General features: G+C 68.3%; 15 protein-coding genes and 1 pseudogene. 3 read left to right on the forward strand and 13 right to left on the reverse strand.

Going from position 1 to position 15,202, the window contains the following annotated elements; translation table 11 throughout:
* The coding region (locus tag VF697_RS05925; protein WP_331092512.1) for a tetratricopeptide repeat protein at positions 1–2,862 on the forward strand (2,862 nt) is incomplete at its 5' end.
* Between the two features lie 37 nt (positions 2,863–2,899).
* Here VF697_RS05925 and VF697_RS05930 read toward each other — a convergent pair.
* From VF697_RS05930 to VF697_RS05960, 7 genes are all read right to left on the reverse strand, one after another.
* Complete coding sequence (locus VF697_RS05930) at positions 2,900–3,103, reverse strand: double-CXXCG motif protein (protein ID WP_331092513.1); 204 nt, start codon at positions 3,101–3,103, stop codon at positions 2,900–2,902.
* A gap of 115 nt (positions 3,104–3,218) precedes the next feature.
* Positions 3,219–3,674, reverse strand: a complete 456-nt coding sequence (locus tag VF697_RS05935; RefSeq protein WP_331092514.1) for a DUF4265 domain-containing protein — start codon at positions 3,672–3,674, stop codon at positions 3,219–3,221.
* Between the two features lie 12 nt (positions 3,675–3,686).
* The gene (locus VF697_RS05940; RefSeq protein ID WP_331092515.1) at positions 3,687–4,157 is read right to left on the reverse strand and encodes an HNH endonuclease signature motif containing protein; all 471 of its coding nucleotides are present in this window, start codon (positions 4,155–4,157) and stop codon (positions 3,687–3,689) included.
* Positions 4,158–4,232: 75 nt separating this feature from the next.
* Entirely contained in the window at positions 4,233–6,104 is a 1,872-nt protein-coding gene (locus tag VF697_RS05945) for a serine/threonine-protein kinase (protein WP_331092516.1), read from the reverse strand.
* A complete protein-coding gene (locus VF697_RS05950) occupies positions 6,101–6,931 on the reverse strand; it encodes a DUF2381 family protein (protein WP_331092517.1) in 831 nt (276 codons plus the stop codon). Before VF697_RS05950 ends, VF697_RS05945 begins: the two co-directional genes overlap by 4 nt.
* Before the next feature lie 140 nt (positions 6,932–7,071).
* On the reverse strand, positions 7,072–7,797 hold the full coding sequence (locus VF697_RS05955; RefSeq protein ID WP_331092518.1) for a double-CXXCG motif protein: 726 nt from the start codon (positions 7,795–7,797) through the stop codon (positions 7,072–7,074).
* Between the two features lie 25 nt (positions 7,798–7,822).
* A complete protein-coding gene (locus tag VF697_RS05960; protein ID WP_331092519.1) occupies positions 7,823–8,542 on the reverse strand; it encodes a TIGR02269 family lipoprotein in 720 nt (239 codons plus the stop codon).
* A 68-nt stretch (positions 8,543–8,610) separates the two neighbouring features.
* Here VF697_RS05960 and VF697_RS05965 point away from each other — a divergent pair, with 68 nt between their 5' ends.
* Positions 8,611–9,420 (forward strand): SAM-dependent methyltransferase, encoded by an 810-nt coding sequence (locus VF697_RS05965; RefSeq protein WP_331092520.1) that lies wholly within the window; start codon positions 8,611–8,613, stop codon positions 9,418–9,420.
* A gap of 6 nt (positions 9,421–9,426) precedes the next feature.
* Here VF697_RS05965 and VF697_RS05970 read toward each other — a convergent pair whose 3' ends face one another.
* The 6 genes and pseudogenes from VF697_RS05970 to VF697_RS05990 form a co-directional block, all read right to left on the reverse strand.
* The gene (locus VF697_RS05970) at positions 9,427–10,989 is read right to left on the reverse strand and encodes an alpha/beta hydrolase-fold protein (protein WP_331092521.1); all 1,563 of its coding nucleotides are present in this window, start codon (positions 10,987–10,989) and stop codon (positions 9,427–9,429) included.
* A gap of 33 nt (positions 10,990–11,022) precedes the next feature.
* A complete protein-coding gene (locus VF697_RS05975; protein ID WP_331092522.1) occupies positions 11,023–11,154 on the reverse strand; it encodes a hypothetical protein in 132 nt (43 codons plus the stop codon).
* Positions 11,155–11,246: 92 nt separating this feature from the next.
* Positions 11,247–11,354, reverse strand: a pseudogene (locus VF697_RS43455) (hypothetical protein); the annotation flags it as partial.
* Positions 11,354–11,899 (reverse strand): GNAT family N-acetyltransferase, encoded by a 546-nt coding sequence (locus VF697_RS05980; protein ID WP_331092523.1) that lies wholly within the window; start codon positions 11,897–11,899, stop codon positions 11,354–11,356. The gene VF697_RS05980 and the pseudogene VF697_RS43455, both read right to left, overlap by 1 nt.
* A gap of 31 nt (positions 11,900–11,930) precedes the next feature.
* Positions 11,931–13,121, reverse strand: coding sequence for a winged helix DNA-binding domain-containing protein (locus tag VF697_RS05985; protein ID WP_331092524.1), 1,191 nt, complete (start codon positions 13,119–13,121; stop codon positions 11,931–11,933).
* A gap of 82 nt (positions 13,122–13,203) precedes the next feature.
* Positions 13,204–14,097 carry a LysR family transcriptional regulator gene (locus tag VF697_RS05990; protein WP_331092525.1) on the reverse strand — a complete coding sequence of 298 codons (894 nt, stop codon included), beginning with the start codon at positions 14,095–14,097 and terminating at the stop codon, positions 13,204–13,206.
* 128 nt (positions 14,098–14,225) lie between these two features.
* On the opposite strand from VF697_RS05990, the gene VF697_RS05995 reads away from it, so the two are divergent.
* Positions 14,226–15,202, forward strand: a 977-nt coding sequence (locus VF697_RS05995; RefSeq protein ID WP_331092526.1) for an MFS transporter, incomplete at its 3' end; no start/stop codon positions are given.

Here is a 15,202-nt window from a genome sequence, read left to right on the forward strand (position 1 = left end):
CTGGAGGGGGCCCCCTCCCGGGCGTACTGGGAAGACGACAACCTGGATCGCCTGCTGCACACGTCGAGCACGCCCAAGCGCTACCTCATCTCGGGCACGGGGGACGGAGGGTTGATCGATCTGCTCCGCGTCCGGCTCCGGGATTTCCGTCACGAGCGCATCATCCAGCGATATCTTCGAGATGCTTCGCTGGGAGAGGTGAAGACGGAACTGCTCAAGCTGGAGGAGGAGTTCCGCAAGAACCGGCTCCAGGAGCGGGACTTCTTCAAGAAGTACAAGGAGCTTCCCGTCCCCAAGGAACTCGACGAGCGCTTCCAAGAGGATTTGCGAAGAGACACCACGGCCGTTCTCAACGGCAGGGATGCGTCCCCCCTCAGCGCGAGAGCCAGCATCCTCAACCGCTTCCTGACCTCACGGCTGATGAGGCTGGGCGGCGTGCGCTACGAGTCGGGGGAGTTCTCCGTGAAGCGCGTCAAGGACGCCTACGAGATTGCCTTCCTCGACGAGAGCAAGCACCTGAAACATGTCGAAGAGTTCGACGACGTCATCGTCCGCCATGGCCCCCAGCCCGCGATCGAGCGCTCTTTCAAATCCCTCTGGGAAAGGGCAGGTGCACGGATGCGTGAGCTCGCGGAGCTGGACCAGACCCGGAGGCCGCTCTTCAAATCCGAGCACTTCGCCCGTTCACCGAGTAGAGCCCGTGTGAGCACTTCCGCCGCGTCCAACGTCGTGAGCGCGCCAGCGGCGGTTCCCACCCGAGGGGACTGTTTCGGCCGCGAGGAGTTGACGCGCCAACTCGTGGCGGCGGTCCTGGCCGAGGAGCCCCGCCCGACGATGGTGCTCGGCCCTCCGGGCATCGGTAAGAGTACCCTCACGCTTCAGGCGTACCACCACCCCGAGGTGTCCCGGCGGTACGGCAACCGCCGCTACTTCGTCCGTCTCGATGGCGCTACCTCGCGGGACCTGATGGTCAGTGCTGTGGCAGCGGTCCTCGGCATCAAGTCGGAGACCGACCTCTGGGAAGCCGTGAAGCATGCGCTCCAAGCGGCTCTGGTGCTGCTCGTCCTCGACAATGTCGAGACCCCCTGGGATGCGGACCGCGCCGGGACGGAGGCGTTGCTGGCTGAGCTGCGCGACATGCCGGGGCTGGCCCTCGTCTGCTCGGTGCGCGGTGGGGAGCGCCCCTACGTGCCGCGCAGTGGCCCTCCCATCGAGGTGACGCGGCTCGACGCCGAGGCCGCGCGCGACCTTTTCCGCTCCATCGCCTGGAAGGTCGATCGGAAGGATCCGCTGCTCGAACGTCTGCTCGATGAGCAGGATGGGCTTCCCCTCGCTATCAAACTGCTCGCACTTACTGCGGAGGGGGCATCTCTTGAGAACACTTGGAGGCTCTGGCAACAAGAGCGCGCGGCTCTTTACGAGCGGTCCGGCAGACCCGATAGACAATCCAGTCTGTCGTCCTCACTCGAAGTCTCCATCAAGGGGCCGCGCATGACGGAGGAGGCCAGACGACTGTTGTCCGTGCTGGCGGAGCTGCCCGGTGGTGTAGCGCAGGAAGATCTGGACCGAATTCTGCCTGGAATGGGTCACGGGGCCGCACAGGTGCTCTCCAAGGTCGGCCTCGCCTTCTTCGAGCAGGGACGGTTACGCATGTTGGCGCCTATCCGAGAACATGTGCGGCGCTCGCGACCTCCAAGTGCAGAAGACCACGAACTCATGAGCACCTATTATCTTGGGCTGCCACAGGAACATGGGAGCAGGATAGGGCGCAAAGGAGGAGCTCACGCATCAACGCTCCTCATCACTGAGTTCGCGAACATCGAAAAATTTCTTGAAGAAGGGTTGGATGGAGAAAGAGTCACGGATGCCATGAATGCCACTCTAGCCATGTCTGAATTCATGCGATTCTCTGGGCATGGCACTCCTCGCGTGTTGCAGCGGGCCTACGCTGTAGCCCGAGCGAGGAGTGATGCAAGACGTGAAGCCAAGTGCATCGAGAGTTTGGGGACCATCGCCTATGCGCGATCGCAGTATGAGGAGGCGCAGCGGAGGTACGAGGAGGCGCTACCTCTCTACAAGCAGATCGGAGATGTGATCGGGCAGGCCAATTGCATCCAGAGGCTGGGCGACATCGCTTTTGACCGCTCGCAGCATGAGGAGGCGCGGCGGAAGTATGAGGAGGCGCTGCCCCTCCACAAGCAGATCGGAGATGTGATCGGGCAGGCCAACTGTATCTACAGTTTAGGTGACATCGACCGCGAGCGCTCGCAGCATGAAGAGGCGCAGCGGAGATACGAGGAAGCGTTGCCCCTCTATGAGAAGATCGAACACGTGCTCGGGCGCGCCAACTGCATTCAGAGACTAGGCGACATCGCCCGTGAACATTGGCAGCATGAAGAGGCGTGGCAGCGGTACGAGGAGGCGCTGCCTCTCCACGAGCAGGTCGGAGATGTGCTCGGGCGGGCCAACTGCATCCAGAGTTTAGGGGACATCGCCTTTGCGCGCTCGCAGTATGAAGAGGCGCAGCAGAGATACGAGGAAGCGTTGCTCCTTTACGAGAAGATCGGACACGTGCTCGGGCGGGCCAACTGCATCAGAAGTCTGGGCGACATCGACTTTGCGCGCTCGCAGCATGAGGAAGGCAGGCGACTCTACGAGCAGTCACTTTCCCTCTACATGCATATCCCGGAGCCCTACTCCATCGGGCAGACCCATCGCCAACTCGCCCGAGTAGCTCCCAATGCCGAGGAGTGCCGTCGTCACATCACTGCTGCGCAACAAGCATGGGAAAGCATTGACCGTCCGGACCTTGTCCAACAACTGCACGACGAGTTTGGCGATGAGTCTGATCGCGGACGGTGAATCGATCCGTACACCTTTGACCCCCATTTCTTCTGGCTTAGAGTTCCTTGAAGACGACGCCATCCAGCTCCAGGCGGCGCACCGCGCCCACCAAGCGCTCGTTGGCGATGAGGAGCATCGAGGCGTCGGCCAGTCGGAAGACGTCCACATGCTCGGGCAGCGATGTGGCGTCGAGCGAATACGGGTCCGGGACGCTGTAGCTCCTGGCGACACCCCACTCCACGGAGGCGCCAGCGGGCACACCAGCTCGCGCCGCCGGATGGACTCCTCGCGCGGGACAGGCCAGGCACTGGACAGCTTCTAGAACTTCATGCATTTGTGTCTTCGTTCATGGATGATGCCACCCGCATGGACCCTCAAGACCGTGCTAGGCAGGCCTCCTCGTAGTCCCACCGGTCCTGCTCGCGGCCTGTATCCAACATCCGCTTCAGTTCATCCCATGAAGCCGATGGAGGAACATCGATCGCAATCAGACCGCGCAGGTGGCTCTGTTCTGTCGAGCAGCCCAGTTGCTTGAAGATTCCACGCACCTCAGGGACTTCGTCATGTTTGTACACGACGACACGCAACGTGCTGTGCCCCGAGGGGTGGACAACTTCCTGGTAGAGGAGCTGGCCCGCATCCGGCTTCGCCGAGACGATGTCCTCCACGGCAACGCCTGTAGCAAAGAAAGGGATATTGTCGATCTTGTAGAGACCCTCACCCACCGCGATGGCCCACACCGTCTCAGCGCTGACGGGAGGATATCCATCCTCATCCTGCTCAAGATGGAAAAGGATTTTGACATGTTGATCGGGTGATGTGCCTGTCATGACGAATGAGGCTCATGGAGCTTTGTCGCTCTTCTTGATGTTACAATCCCTGCAGAGAACCTGACCATTGTCTGGCTCGCCATCGCCCCCCTTTGCTCGTGGGATGACGTGGTCGACCTGCGCCTCGTTCTTGGGCGGAGTGATGCCTTTTTGATGCTGTTGTGCTTGAACGGTCTCGACTTCACAGCTTTCACACCGATTCTTCCCGTCATTCTTTTCCGCGTTCTCCTTCTTGACGGCCGTCTTTCCCTTCTTGGTGAAAGACATTCCCGCTCGCTTTCCAGCCAGCACTCTGACCTGCGGCACATCGGGGCCGATGTCAGTATGAACCCCGTCAGCTGGGAGCGTCTCGACAATCTCCGGCACATGGTTGTCGAGCCTGCTCGCCGACCCCTGCGCTCCAATCAAGAGGGGGAAAACTACTATCAAGGTGTGAAGCCATTGCATGCGCGCATCTTGAACGATGGTGACGAGTGCGGACAAGACTGAGGGAGTGACCGTGCCCCCTCTCGGGGAAAGGAAGCACGGGCGGCTCGGGGAGTGCCCCGAGCCGGAACGTCAGCGCCAGTCGGGCGGGGCCAGGGTGAGGCGCGGCATCGGGTGGCCCTCGGGGAAGCGCAGCACCGTGTCGAAGCGCGGATCATTGAGCACCACGCTGCCAGGGCTCCGGTCCACCCGGGCCGGGTCCACCACCGAGCCCCTGATGGGCTCCCTCGCGTACGTCGGGACGCCGTAGGACACGAAGTCATCCACCGCCACCCCGCAGATGGGCCACCAGGAGCCGTCCGGGAGCTGGAGCCGGTCGAACTGGATGTAGACGCGATTGGGCGTCGTCACCGCCTCGCCCGTGATCTTCGTCTCCACCTCCTGCCCCTTTACCTCCACGAACATGGTGGCGGTGACGGGGCCGGGCTTGAGGTTGAGGGAGCCGCCCTCCTCGATGGGATCGTTCGAGGCCGGAGTGCCCGTCTCCAGGAAGGTGGCGTTCTCCTGGGAGGCGAAGCCCAGGCGGACGGGGGTGGCGACGGACTCGGGAGAGCAGCTCGCGAGGTAGCCGGCGGGGTCGGGTCGCATGGGCGTGGTGGCGCACCCGGCGAGCTGCGCGGCGGCCACTCCCAGCAGGCTCGTGAGCAGTGAGCACAGGCGCGAGGGCGCCCGCGTCGAGTCGGAGGAGGCGAGCGGAGTTTCGGAAGGGGAAGAGGGCACGGACGGCGTTCCTTTCTCGGAAGGCGCCGGAGGAGCCGGCGCGGTGACCTCCGCGCGAGGGCCGTCCTCTCGAGGAGGGGCATGCGCCACGCGGAGGAGCGTCCACCCTATCCCGAGCACCCCCAGCCCGAGGGCCAGCGCGACGAGGCGTGGCGGCCACCGTCTCCCCTTCCCCGCACGTCCGGCGGAGTGGGCCTCCCGGGCGGGCGAGGGCTCCGGCTCGGGTGACTCCTCCAGTACGTCCACGTCCGGAAACCGCTCCCCCACCCGCGCGCACTCCGAGGGCCGTTTCGCCGGAGCTCGCCACGAGGCGGTGTGTCCCTCCTGCTCGCGCAGCCGCTCCAGCTCCTCGCGCACGGCGCGGGCGCTCGGGGGGCGCTGCCCGGGGTCCTTCGCCAGCAGCCGCAGGGCCAGCGCACCCAGCGAGGCGGGTATCTCGGGGGCAAGGCGTCTGGGCTCCACCGGAGGCGTGGAGGCGATGGCGGGCAGCAGCTCGTCCAGCGACAGCCGGGTGCTGAAGGGGCGGCAGTTGGTGAGGGTCTCGTAGAGGAGCGCGCCAAAGGCATACAGGTCGGCGGCGGGACGGGCCTCCAGCCGTGAGCCCGGGGGCGGCGGGTTGTCGGACAGCAGGGAGGCCAGGAAGAGGACGGCCTCGGGCGGCTGGCAGTGGAGCGTTCCCGGTGCGAGCCCCTCTGTCAGCACGCGGGCCCAGGGCAGGTGCGCCGTGCCGAAGTCGATGAGGAATGGCGTGTCGTCCCCCCGCCGCACCAGCAGGTTGTCCGCCTTCACGTCCCGGTGGACGATGCCGTCCTCGTGCAGGGCTTCCAGTGTCTTCAAGTGCTCGCACAGCACACCCACCACCCGGTCCAGAGGGGCACGCTCCCGCCAGCGCCAGGTGTGGAAGGTGCTCCCGGAGACGTAGGGGGTGACGAAGTAGCCGTAGCCCGTCTCCGGCTCGGGCCATCGGCCCCACTCCACCACGGGCAGCAGGTGGGGGTGCCGCAGGTGCTCCAGCGAGGCCACCTCGCGGCGCATCCAGGCATCCATCCGGTCCGGGTCCGGCTCCGATGCGGGCCGGGCCGCCATCTTCAACGTGTAGTGCTGACCCCCTCGCTCCATCAGGAAGACGAAGGCGAAGCCGCCCACCCCCAACCGGCGGACGAGGCGGAAGTCCCGCACGCGGTGGCCCGCGCGGAGTTGGTCCGGGCGAAGCGGCCTCCTCATGGCAATGTCTCCTCTTCCCTTGGGAGGGGTTGGAAGTCGTCCGGGGTGTCCGCCCCGTCCAGCGCCAGCTCCAGGTGCGAGGCGCTCTCTGGAAGCAAGCCGGTGAAGACGTGGCGCCGGCGCTTCGCTCCCGACGTTCCGGTGAAGAGGCGTGCGGGCCACTCCAGGAGGGAGCCGTCCGCGAGGATGGCCCGTAGTCGCACCTGCACCAGTCGCCACGGCGGGGCACGCTTCTGTCCGTCTCTCACGGACGTGGTGGCGAAGAAGCGCGGGCCCATCCAGAGCACGGACTCCAGCCGCGCGCGGGAGTGCCCCGGGTCGAGCGCCGCCGCCCGGGGCTGGGCGAGCATGACGCGGGACGGTGGCGTGGCGAGCAGGTGGAGCGCCAGGGCCTGCGCGGCGGCGTCCTCGGGGGAGGGCTCGGCGCGGACCACGCGCACCCGCACGTCCGCCTCACCGCGCCGGGTGGCGAGCGTGAAGCGGAGGGGCTCGGCGCCGGGTCCGACCTCCAGGGTGAGCGGCACCTGCTCGCCCTCGGCCAGGGGGGTGGAGGGCAGGAGGATCCACGAGCTGGGACTCAACGGGACGAGCCGGATGCGGGCTTCGCCCACCGGGAGCCTCGGCGTCGAGAGAGGCAGCGGCGCTTCGAGCTGGAGGAGCGTGGGCACGCCGACCGCCACGAGCAGTGCCAGGGGCGGCACCTCGCCGGGCCGGGCGGGAGCCACGAGCGTGCGCGTGCGGAGCGAGGGCCCGCCGGGCGGTTGCCGGGCGGCGGCCGGGGCGGACAGCAGGAGGGACAGGAAGAGGAGCCAGGAACCGGAGCGCACGCGACCCTCCACGGGCAGGTGCGCACGCTAGGAGCGGCCCGTTCCCGGGAGCAAGCACGAAACCACCTCCGCCGTCACCCCGGAGTGGGTGACTCGGGAGGACATGGGGTCTCGTCAACGACTCACCCTGCCCGCGCGGCTCAGCGGGCCTCCCGCTCCTTGAAGACGACGCCATCCAGTTCCAGGCGGCGCACCGCGTCCACCAGACGCTCGTTGGCGATGATGAGGGTCGAGGCGTCGGCCAGCCGGAAGACGTCCACGTGCTCCGGCAGCGACGTGGCGTCGAGCCAATACGGATCCGGGACGCTGTAGCCCCTGGCGACGCCACAGGTGGGGCACGGGGGCTCCGGGGGCGGCAGGCAGTCCGGGTGGAATCGCCCGTGAACTTCGAGCTGGATGTCTCGCAACTCGGGCGCGTGTTTGGTGCGGAACCGCACCTGGGTAGGGCAGCCGGTAAGGCCACGTACGCCCGCGTCCTGCAATCGCTCCAGGGCCTCGCGGCGCATGCAGAGGGACCAGGGGTTCTGCATGATGAGCTGGCCGAAATAGCCCAGACCTGTTCCCTGAAGTGGGCCGAAGACCGCCCCCGTTGTCAGCACGGCATAAGGAGGGGCCAGGGGTCGCACCAGCTCGCGCAGCCGAATGAACTCCTCACGGGGAACGGGCCAGGAATCCAACAGCTTCTCCTGGTCCTGGGGCGGCAGGCCTGACAGGTCCACGCAAGGGTATTGGCCCATCGTGTACTCCTCTGGCTGTAAATCACAGACAGGGCAACGCTCCACACCGGGCAGCCCCCATTTGTGCGAAGCGTTCAAGTTGCCTGTGTAGCGCGGCGATGGATCCCGTCTGAGTTGGTAGAACTTCACGTGTACGTATCTCCATTCCTGGCGGTCAAGGAGCGAGAAGCTGGGGTCCGGGCGGAGGCACCGCAGGGTAGTACGGCCTGAGGGGACCGGCGATGTCGAAGCGCAGGGCCAGCTCGAACGCCTTGTGGATCAGCACTTCCCGGGGCACCGGGCCTTGGTTGTCCTCCATGAACCGCCGCCACGCCGTATTCCACAGTCCGCCATTCGCGCCGCGGTGGATGCGTAGGTGCACTTGCTCCGGGATGAGCATCGTCCACTCGTGGATGTTGATGTTCCTGTCTTTGAACCATTTCCTGAACTCCTGCGCCTGGGGAAAGAGGTGGTGCTTGATCAGCGTGCCTTCGAGCCGGGGGAAGGCGGGGAGGAAGCCCTGGCGGTAGCGGAAGTGGAACGTCAACCGGGGCCGGGCGTCCTCGCGCAGGCCCGCGCGCCTCCAGTTACGCTGAGTGCCGGGGCCGCGAGAGGGCGGGCGAGGGAATCGTGCCAGCTCCGCGCCATGTGCCAGGGGCACGTGCGCGAGCGCCTCCGGGTCCACGTCCTCGCAGGAGAAAACACCGCACTCGCCCTCGTCACATGCCACCACAACGCACTGGTCGGTGTCCGGGTCGTCGCAGGTGGAGGTGTCGGCATGCGCGGCCTCCTCCCATGCCTGCGAGGGAGGTGAGGAAGTGGCGCACGCGGCCAGCAGCAGCAGCGCGGCGAGCACCAGTGACAGCAACCTTCGGGGCGGAAGGAGTCCGGTCATAGGACCCCGAAGCTTGGAGCATCGGATAGAGTGAGGGTCATTCCTCCCGGCGATTTCGGAGCCATGCGGTGAGCGAGAAGACCTCCCCTCCCCTGCCGGACGAGACGCTCGACTCCATCGGCACCTCGGGCGTGCGGGTGCTTCAACGCCGCGGTGGCTACCGCTTCACGCTGGATGCGGTGCTGCTCGCGGCCTTCGCGGCCACCGAGGGCAAGGAGGCCGGAGGCCCCCTGCTGGAGCTCGGCGCGGGCAGCGGTGTGGTGTCCTTCCTGCTCGCGTGTCAGTTCGGCCTGGGGCCCGTGGATGCGCTGGAGTTGCAGCCCGATGTCCACGCCCGGTTGGTGCGCGCCGTGGCCCTCAACGCCTGCGAGGCACGGGTGCGGCCCCTGCTCGGAGACCTGCGCGAGGCCCGGACCCTGTTCGCCTCGGGCGCCTACGCGCACGTCGTGTCCAACCCGCCCTTCCGCCCGGTGCGCGCGGGCGTGCTCAGCCCCGACGAGGAGCGCGCCCTGTCCAAGCAGGAACTGGCGTGTGATGCGCCCTCGGTGGTGGCGGCGGCCCGGCATACTCTCGCTCCGGGCGGGCGGGTGAGCCTCGTCTACCCGGCGGCGCGGCTGACGGAGGTGCTCGGGCTGCTCGGGGCGGCGAGGCTCCACCCGGTGGCCCTGCGCACGGTGCATGCGCGGGTGGACGCTCCGGCCACGCGCTTCCTGGTGCACGCGGTGCGCGACAGGCAGCGGGGGCTCGCGGTGCGCCCGCCGCTCATCGTCCACGGCGCGGGTCCGGGAGGCTACTCGTCCGAGGTGGCCGCTCTCATGGAGCCACCCCGGGCCGAGCGCCCACCCTCCGCCGGACCCGGGCCGGAGGGTGGGGACTGAGAGGGATTACTGCTTGGTGGGGTAGAGGTACTTGAGGACGTCCCCGAAGCGCGCGGCCCAGGCCGCCTCGTTGTGCTTGCCGCCCGCGACCTCGGTGTACTTGAGGTCTTCGTTGAGCTGCCAGCCCTTGCCCACCAGCGCGTCGCGCAGCTCCTGCGTGTCCGCCACCGTCTCCTGGCTGCTGCTCCCCTCGTCGGTGCCGATGTCCAGCCAGATGCGCAGCGGCAGCTGTCCGGGCAGCGCGTTCACCTGCGTGACGATGTTGCTGTCGGCCCAGAACACCGACGGGGAGAGGACGCCCAGCTTGCTGAACGTCCCCGGGTTCTTGATGCCCAGGTACATGGTCACCAGGCCTCCCAGCGACGAGCCCGCCAGGCCCGTCTGGTCCGCCTGCGTGCGGTACCTGGTGTCGATGAGCGGCTTCAGCTCGTTGATCAGGAACTGACCGTAGAGGTCCGCCCTGCCCCCGTTGGCACCGTCCACCTCGGGGTACCGGGCGTCGGGGACCTGCGTGTACTCGGGGCCACGGTTCGCCGTGTTGTAGACGCCCACGATGATGAGGGGCGCCACCTCTCCGCTCTCGACGAGCCGCTGCGCCGTCTCGTCCACGCCCCACTCCCCGCTGAACGCCGTGGAAGAGTCCATCAGGTTCTGCCCATCGTGCATGTACAGCACCGGGTAGCGGCGCGTGGGGTTGGTGGTGTAGTCCGGCGGCAACCAGACGATGACGTCACGCTTCCTCAGCGTGGTGTTGGTGGGCGTCACGTCCCGCAGGTACTCGATGTTGCCGGTGAGCACTCCCGGGGGCGGCGGCACGCCCTCGATGTCCGCCCAGGTGGCCACGGTGAGGAAGGTGCGCTCGAGGCCGCTGCCCGTCTTGTGGGTGCGGTTGTTGATCTCCTCGCCCTTGGAGCCCTTCTCCACGGTGGCCCACGAGCCGCGCGTCACCTTGTACTCGATGGACGTCCCGGGCGTGAACGAGAGGGTGGTGGCGTACCGGTCGTTCACCGCCTTGAAGAGCCGCGCTCCCGAGCCGTTCTGGGGCCAGGCCCCTAGCGCCGGATGGTTGCCGGCCAGCCAGATGCGGGCGTCCGGCGGCGTGTTGCTCGGGACCGAGACCACGAAGACGAGCTGGGGCTGGGTGACACCCGTGGCCGCGCCCCAGCGCTCCACGGTGAAGCTCACGTTCTCCTCGTCCTCGTTCACCTGGACCGTGCGCGTGGACACCACCGCGCCCGCCGCGTCGAGCTCCACCTGCTCGCTCGGCCTGTCGATCCGCACGGTGTAGGAGAGCTCCTTGCCCTTGGGCAGCCGCGCCTTGGCCGAGAAGACGTCGCCGCCCTGGAAGACGAGCTCCAGGCCCTTGCCGGCGGCTCCGGTGAACGCCGGGTCCGAGCCCTTGACGAAGACGGTGGCATCCACCGGCGTCTCGGGTGGCACCGTCACGTCGAACTGCACTTCGGAGTAGGCCGGCTCGGTGGGCGGTGCGGGCTTGGGATCGCAGCCCGCCAGGGCCGTCAGGGCGAGCAGGAGGAGAAGCGTGAAGCGCGAGGGTTGTCGTTGCGTCATGGTGTGTGTGCTTCCTTTGAGAAATCCATCCAATCAAGAGAACAGGTCGCCGAGGGACTCCAGCGCGCCGACGACGAGGTCGACGCCCACCTCGATGAGATCGATGCCCATGCCGTCGGTGACCTCCACGGCCACCTCCGCGCCGTCCAGGGCCGTCTCCCCCATGCGGTCGCGCTCCACCCCGCACCCGCCAGGGGGAGCTCCCGGAAGAGGTGCAGCGTGCCGACCGAGGAGAGCTGGCGGTTCTCGTTCGTGTCGAACCACAGGCCGTGGCAGCCGTGGCACACGTCCAGCACCACGCGCTTGCCGCCCAGTCCCTGGAAGGACTGCTCGACCATCCGCTCCTCGCACTCCGGGCAGTTCATCACCCCTCCAGCGCGCGCCGCATGACGTGGAAGAGGCTCTGCTTGTTGCCGAACTCGGCGATGACCTGCCTCACGGTCTCGAAGCCGTGGCGCGTCCAGAAGCGCCGCCCCGCCTCGTTGTGCTCGGAGGCCGCCAGGCGCAGGTACGCGGCACCCTCCCCGCGCAGCCAGTGCTCCAGCGCGACGAGCAGCTTCGCGCCCAGCCCATGGTTGCGGGACTTCGGATCGAGCACGAACAGCCCGAGGTACCACTCGCGCGGCTCGGGGTAGTCGCGGATGATGTCGATGCCGCCCACCAGCCGGCCCGAGCGATCGAAGAGGCCCATGCCGAACTTGTCGGCGAGCACCTTGCCCGGAGGCAGGTCCGTCAGCAGCTCGCGAATCAAGTGCTCGGGGTCGGGCGGCGAGCCGTAGTGCAGCTCGATGTGCTCCCGGCAGCGCTCACCCAGGTTCCGGAGGAGGGGGATGTCCTGCTCCGAGACCCGTCGCACCCGGTACTCCTCGACCTCGAACAGGGCCTCTCCTCGAAGGGACGTCATCCGCATGCGGGGCGCACCCTAGCAGGAGCGGCTGGCTTCAGCCCACCCGCGCCCGGGGCCGGCGCACCTTCCCCGCGCCGAGCGCCTTGGCATGGCGCGTCAGGGCCTCGTCGAGCGCCGCGTCGTCGAGCTTCACGCCCTTCTGTCTCCACAACTTGTCCACTCGCAGGACGCCGTCCTCCACGCGCGCCTCCAGCCGCCCCACCAGGTGGCCCCGGTGCAGCAGCGGGCACACGTACCAGCCCCAGCGACGCTGGGCCTCGGGCTTGTAGACCTCCCACACGTACTCGAAGCCGAAGGCGTACTTCACCAGCTCGCGGTCCCAGAGGAGCGGATCCAACGGGCCGAGGATGCGCAGGCGCTCATCCGGCGCCGACACGGGCCGGGCGCGGAAGCCGGCGGGGACGAGGTAGCGCCGGGGCGAGCCGGGCAGGGCCACCTCCTCCAGAAGCCCCTCGCGCACGAGCGAGTCCGGGAGGGGCGAGGTGCGGACCGGGGACAGCGAGGACCAGTGCGCCCCGCCCGCGCGTGAAAGGAGGCCGGCGGCTTCCACACGCTCGGTGAGGGCCCAGCGCGCGAAGCCCTCGTCACCCGTGTAGCCCACGGAGGAGCGCGCCACGGTGGGCAGGGCGCGGTGCGGCACGTCGTAGCGCTTGCCGCCGGGACCTCGGCCGCACACGACGACTTCACAGCGCGTCCACAGCACCTCGAGCGCCATGGAGGTGGCCTTCCCCGTACCCTTCCACCCGCTCCAGTCGAGCGGCACCACCGCGCCGTGGTCCGTGAGCTCCGCGGCGGTGATGGGACCGCGGGCCGCGACTTCCTCCAGCACGGCCCCGAGCACCTTCTCGGGCAGGCGCTCCAGGCGGGTGGCGAGGCGCCACCAGGGTGTCTCGAGCGAGCGCTCGCGGTAGTGCGGGAAGGCACTGGCGGGCAGGAGGCAGCGCTCCTTGGCCCAGTGCTCGAAGGCATGGCCCGGGTAGAGGTGGCGGTACACGTCGCCCTTGGCAATGCCCTCCACGCGCGCGAGCGCCACCAGATCCGCGTTGGTGCCGATGACATCGAGCGGATCCAACTGGATGTGACGCAGGTGGCGCAGCAGGGCACGCACGCCCTCGGCGCCGGGTGGGTAGGCCGGCGCGGCGAGCCCCAGGTGGCTGACGAGCCAGGCCCGCGCTTCGTCCATGGGCAGTGTCGCGGGAGGGGGAGTCGTGGGCTTCACGGGCATGAGGGCGGGTGAGACTCTACAGGAGTGTTGATGAATACAGACAATGAACGACCTTTCACCGCTGCCGCCGTGATGTCTGGGATTACGGCCCGGAGCGACGCAGTGATTCCACGATGAAGGTCTTGAGCGCCCGCGCCGCCGCCGTGAGGTACTCCTCGCCCCGGTGCACCAGTGCCACCTGACGCCTCGGGCCTCCCTTCTCCATCTCCACCACGTCGAAGCCTCGCGCCGCGTGGTCTCGCGCCATCAGCCCCGGCAGCAGTGCCACGCCCAGGCCTCGCTCCACCATCCGCCTCAGCCCCTCCGCGTTGTCCATCTCCACCGCTATCCGTGGCTTCACTCCGATGGCCTCGCACGCGGCCTCCAGCGCGTTCGTGCCCGACATGCCCGGAATCACCACCAGCGGCTCCTCCACCACCTCCGTCAGCGCCACCGGCCTCTTCAGCTTCGTCAGCCGGTGCCCTTTCGGCACCGCCAGCACGAGCTCCTCCTCCCACAACCTCTGCGCCACCAGATCCACCCGCCTCATCGGCAGGTTCACGATGCACAGATCCAACTCGCCGCTCGCCACCCGGCTCTCCAGTGCGTCGTGTGTCCCCTCGCTCAACCGGGGCAGCACCTCCGGATAGCGGTCCTTGAACGCCCTCACCAGGTCCGGCAGCAGGTATGTCCCCACCGTCTGCAGCGTCCCCAGCGACACCGCGCCCCTGGGGGTTGTCGTGAGCTCACCGAGTTCCGCCGTCCCCGCCGTCAGTGCGTCCAGCGCCCGTCTCGCGTGGGGCAGGAAGCGCTCCCCCGCGTCCGTCAGCACCGCCCCGCCCGGTGTCCGGACGAGCAGGCGCACTCCCAACTCCGTCTCCAGCGCCTGGAGCTGTCTCGACAGCCCCGGCTGCGACACCCCCAGCCGCCTCGCCGCCACCGTCAGCCGCCCCTCCTGTGCCACCTGGACGAAGGCCCTGAGCTGTTCCCTGCTCATGCGCTCTCCGCATGAACTGTATGCGAGGGATGCGGCTTTCGCATGTCCCTCCCGAGCGCTAATCCTGGGGCATGGACGCTGGTGTTTCCGAGCTTCAGGCGGCCGCTCGCCCTGGTCTCGCCCGCCGCATGGCCACCTCCGCGGTGCTGCTGGGCCTCGTGGTCTCCGCCTTCGAGACCACCGTCGTCACCAGCGCCATGCCCACCCTCACCCGTGAGCTCGGCCGGCAGGACCTCTACTCCTGGGTTTTCTCCGCCTACCTCTTCGCCTCCACCATCGGCGTGCTCGTCTTCGGCAAGCTCGCCGACCACTTCGGCCGCAAGCCCGTCTTCTCCGCCGGCATGGGCCTCTTCCTCCTCGGCTCCGTCCTCTGTGGCGCCGCCCAGTCCGTCCCCGCCCTCATCGCCTTCCGCGTCGTCCAGGGGCTCGGCGCCGGTGCGCTCCAGCCCACCACCATGACCATCAGCGCCGACCTCTACACGCTCCGCGAGCGCGCCGCCGTCCAGGGCGTCTTCACCGGAGCCTGGGGCGCCGCCACCGTCGTCGGTCCCCTCATTGGCGGCTGGCTCGTCATGCACGCCTCCTGGCGCTGGGCCTTCCTCGTCAACATCCCCGTCGGCCTCCTCGCGCTCGCCCTGCTCCACCTCTCCTACCGCGACCCCGCCCGCCGCCCCGGCCGCGTGGACACCTGGGGGCCCGCCCTCACCGGGGCCTCCTTCGGCCTGCTCCTCTTCTCCCTCGAGCGCGGCGGCGCCGGCGGCCTGCGCCTCCCCTTCGCCCTCGCCGCCTGCATGGGCCTCGTCGCCGTCGTGTGGCAGCAGCGCTCCTCGCCCTCGCCCCTCGTGCCCCTGGAGCTGCTGCGCGACCGCACCGTCCTGTGCGGCGTCTTCGGTGGCCTCATGGGCGGCGGCCTCCTCTACTCCACCACCGCCTTCGTCCCCCTGTGGATGACCGAGCGCGGCGGCCACAGCCCCCTCATGGCCGGGCTCGCCCTGGTGCCGCTGCTCGCCGGCTGGGCCTGTGGCTCCACCTTCGGAGTCCGCGTCTTCCTCCACGGGGGCCTGCGCGCCAGCGCCGGAGGGGGCTTCGCCATCGCCCTGCTCGG

This window comes from Archangium sp., assembly GCF_036388035.1.
In the GTDB taxonomy this organism is placed as follows: domain Bacteria; phylum Myxococcota; class Myxococcia; order Myxococcales; family Myxococcaceae; genus Archangium.

What these genes read in the sequence shown, in the direction of transcription:
- VF697_RS05935 (WP_331092514.1), bottom strand. Translation starts at nt 3,674, where the DNA reads ATGACAGGCACATCACCCGATCAACATGTCAAAATCCTTTTCCATCTT.
- VF697_RS05945 (WP_331092516.1), bottom strand. Translation starts at nt 6,104, where the DNA reads ATGAGGAGGCCGCTTCGCCCGGACCAACTCCGCGCGGGCCACCGCGTG.
- VF697_RS05960 (WP_331092519.1), bottom strand. Translation starts at nt 8,542, where the DNA reads ATGACCGGACTCCTTCCGCCCCGAAGGTTGCTGTCACTGGTGCTCGCC.
- VF697_RS05970 (WP_331092521.1), bottom strand. Translation starts at nt 10,989, where the DNA reads ATGACGCAACGACAACCCTCGCGCTTCACGCTTCTCCTCCTGCTCGCC.
- VF697_RS05975 (WP_331092522.1), bottom strand. Translation starts at nt 11,154, where the DNA reads ATGGGGGAGACGGCCCTGGACGGCGCGGAGGTGGCCGTGGAGGTCACC.
- VF697_RS05980 (WP_331092523.1), bottom strand. Translation starts at nt 11,899, where the DNA reads ATGCGGATGACGTCCCTTCGAGGAGAGGCCCTGTTCGAGGTCGAGGAG.
- VF697_RS05985 (WP_331092524.1), bottom strand. Translation starts at nt 13,121, where the DNA reads ATGCCCGTGAAGCCCACGACTCCCCCTCCCGCGACACTGCCCATGGAC.
- VF697_RS05990 (WP_331092525.1), bottom strand. Translation starts at nt 14,097, where the DNA reads ATGAGCAGGGAACAGCTCAGGGCCTTCGTCCAGGTGGCACAGGAGGGG.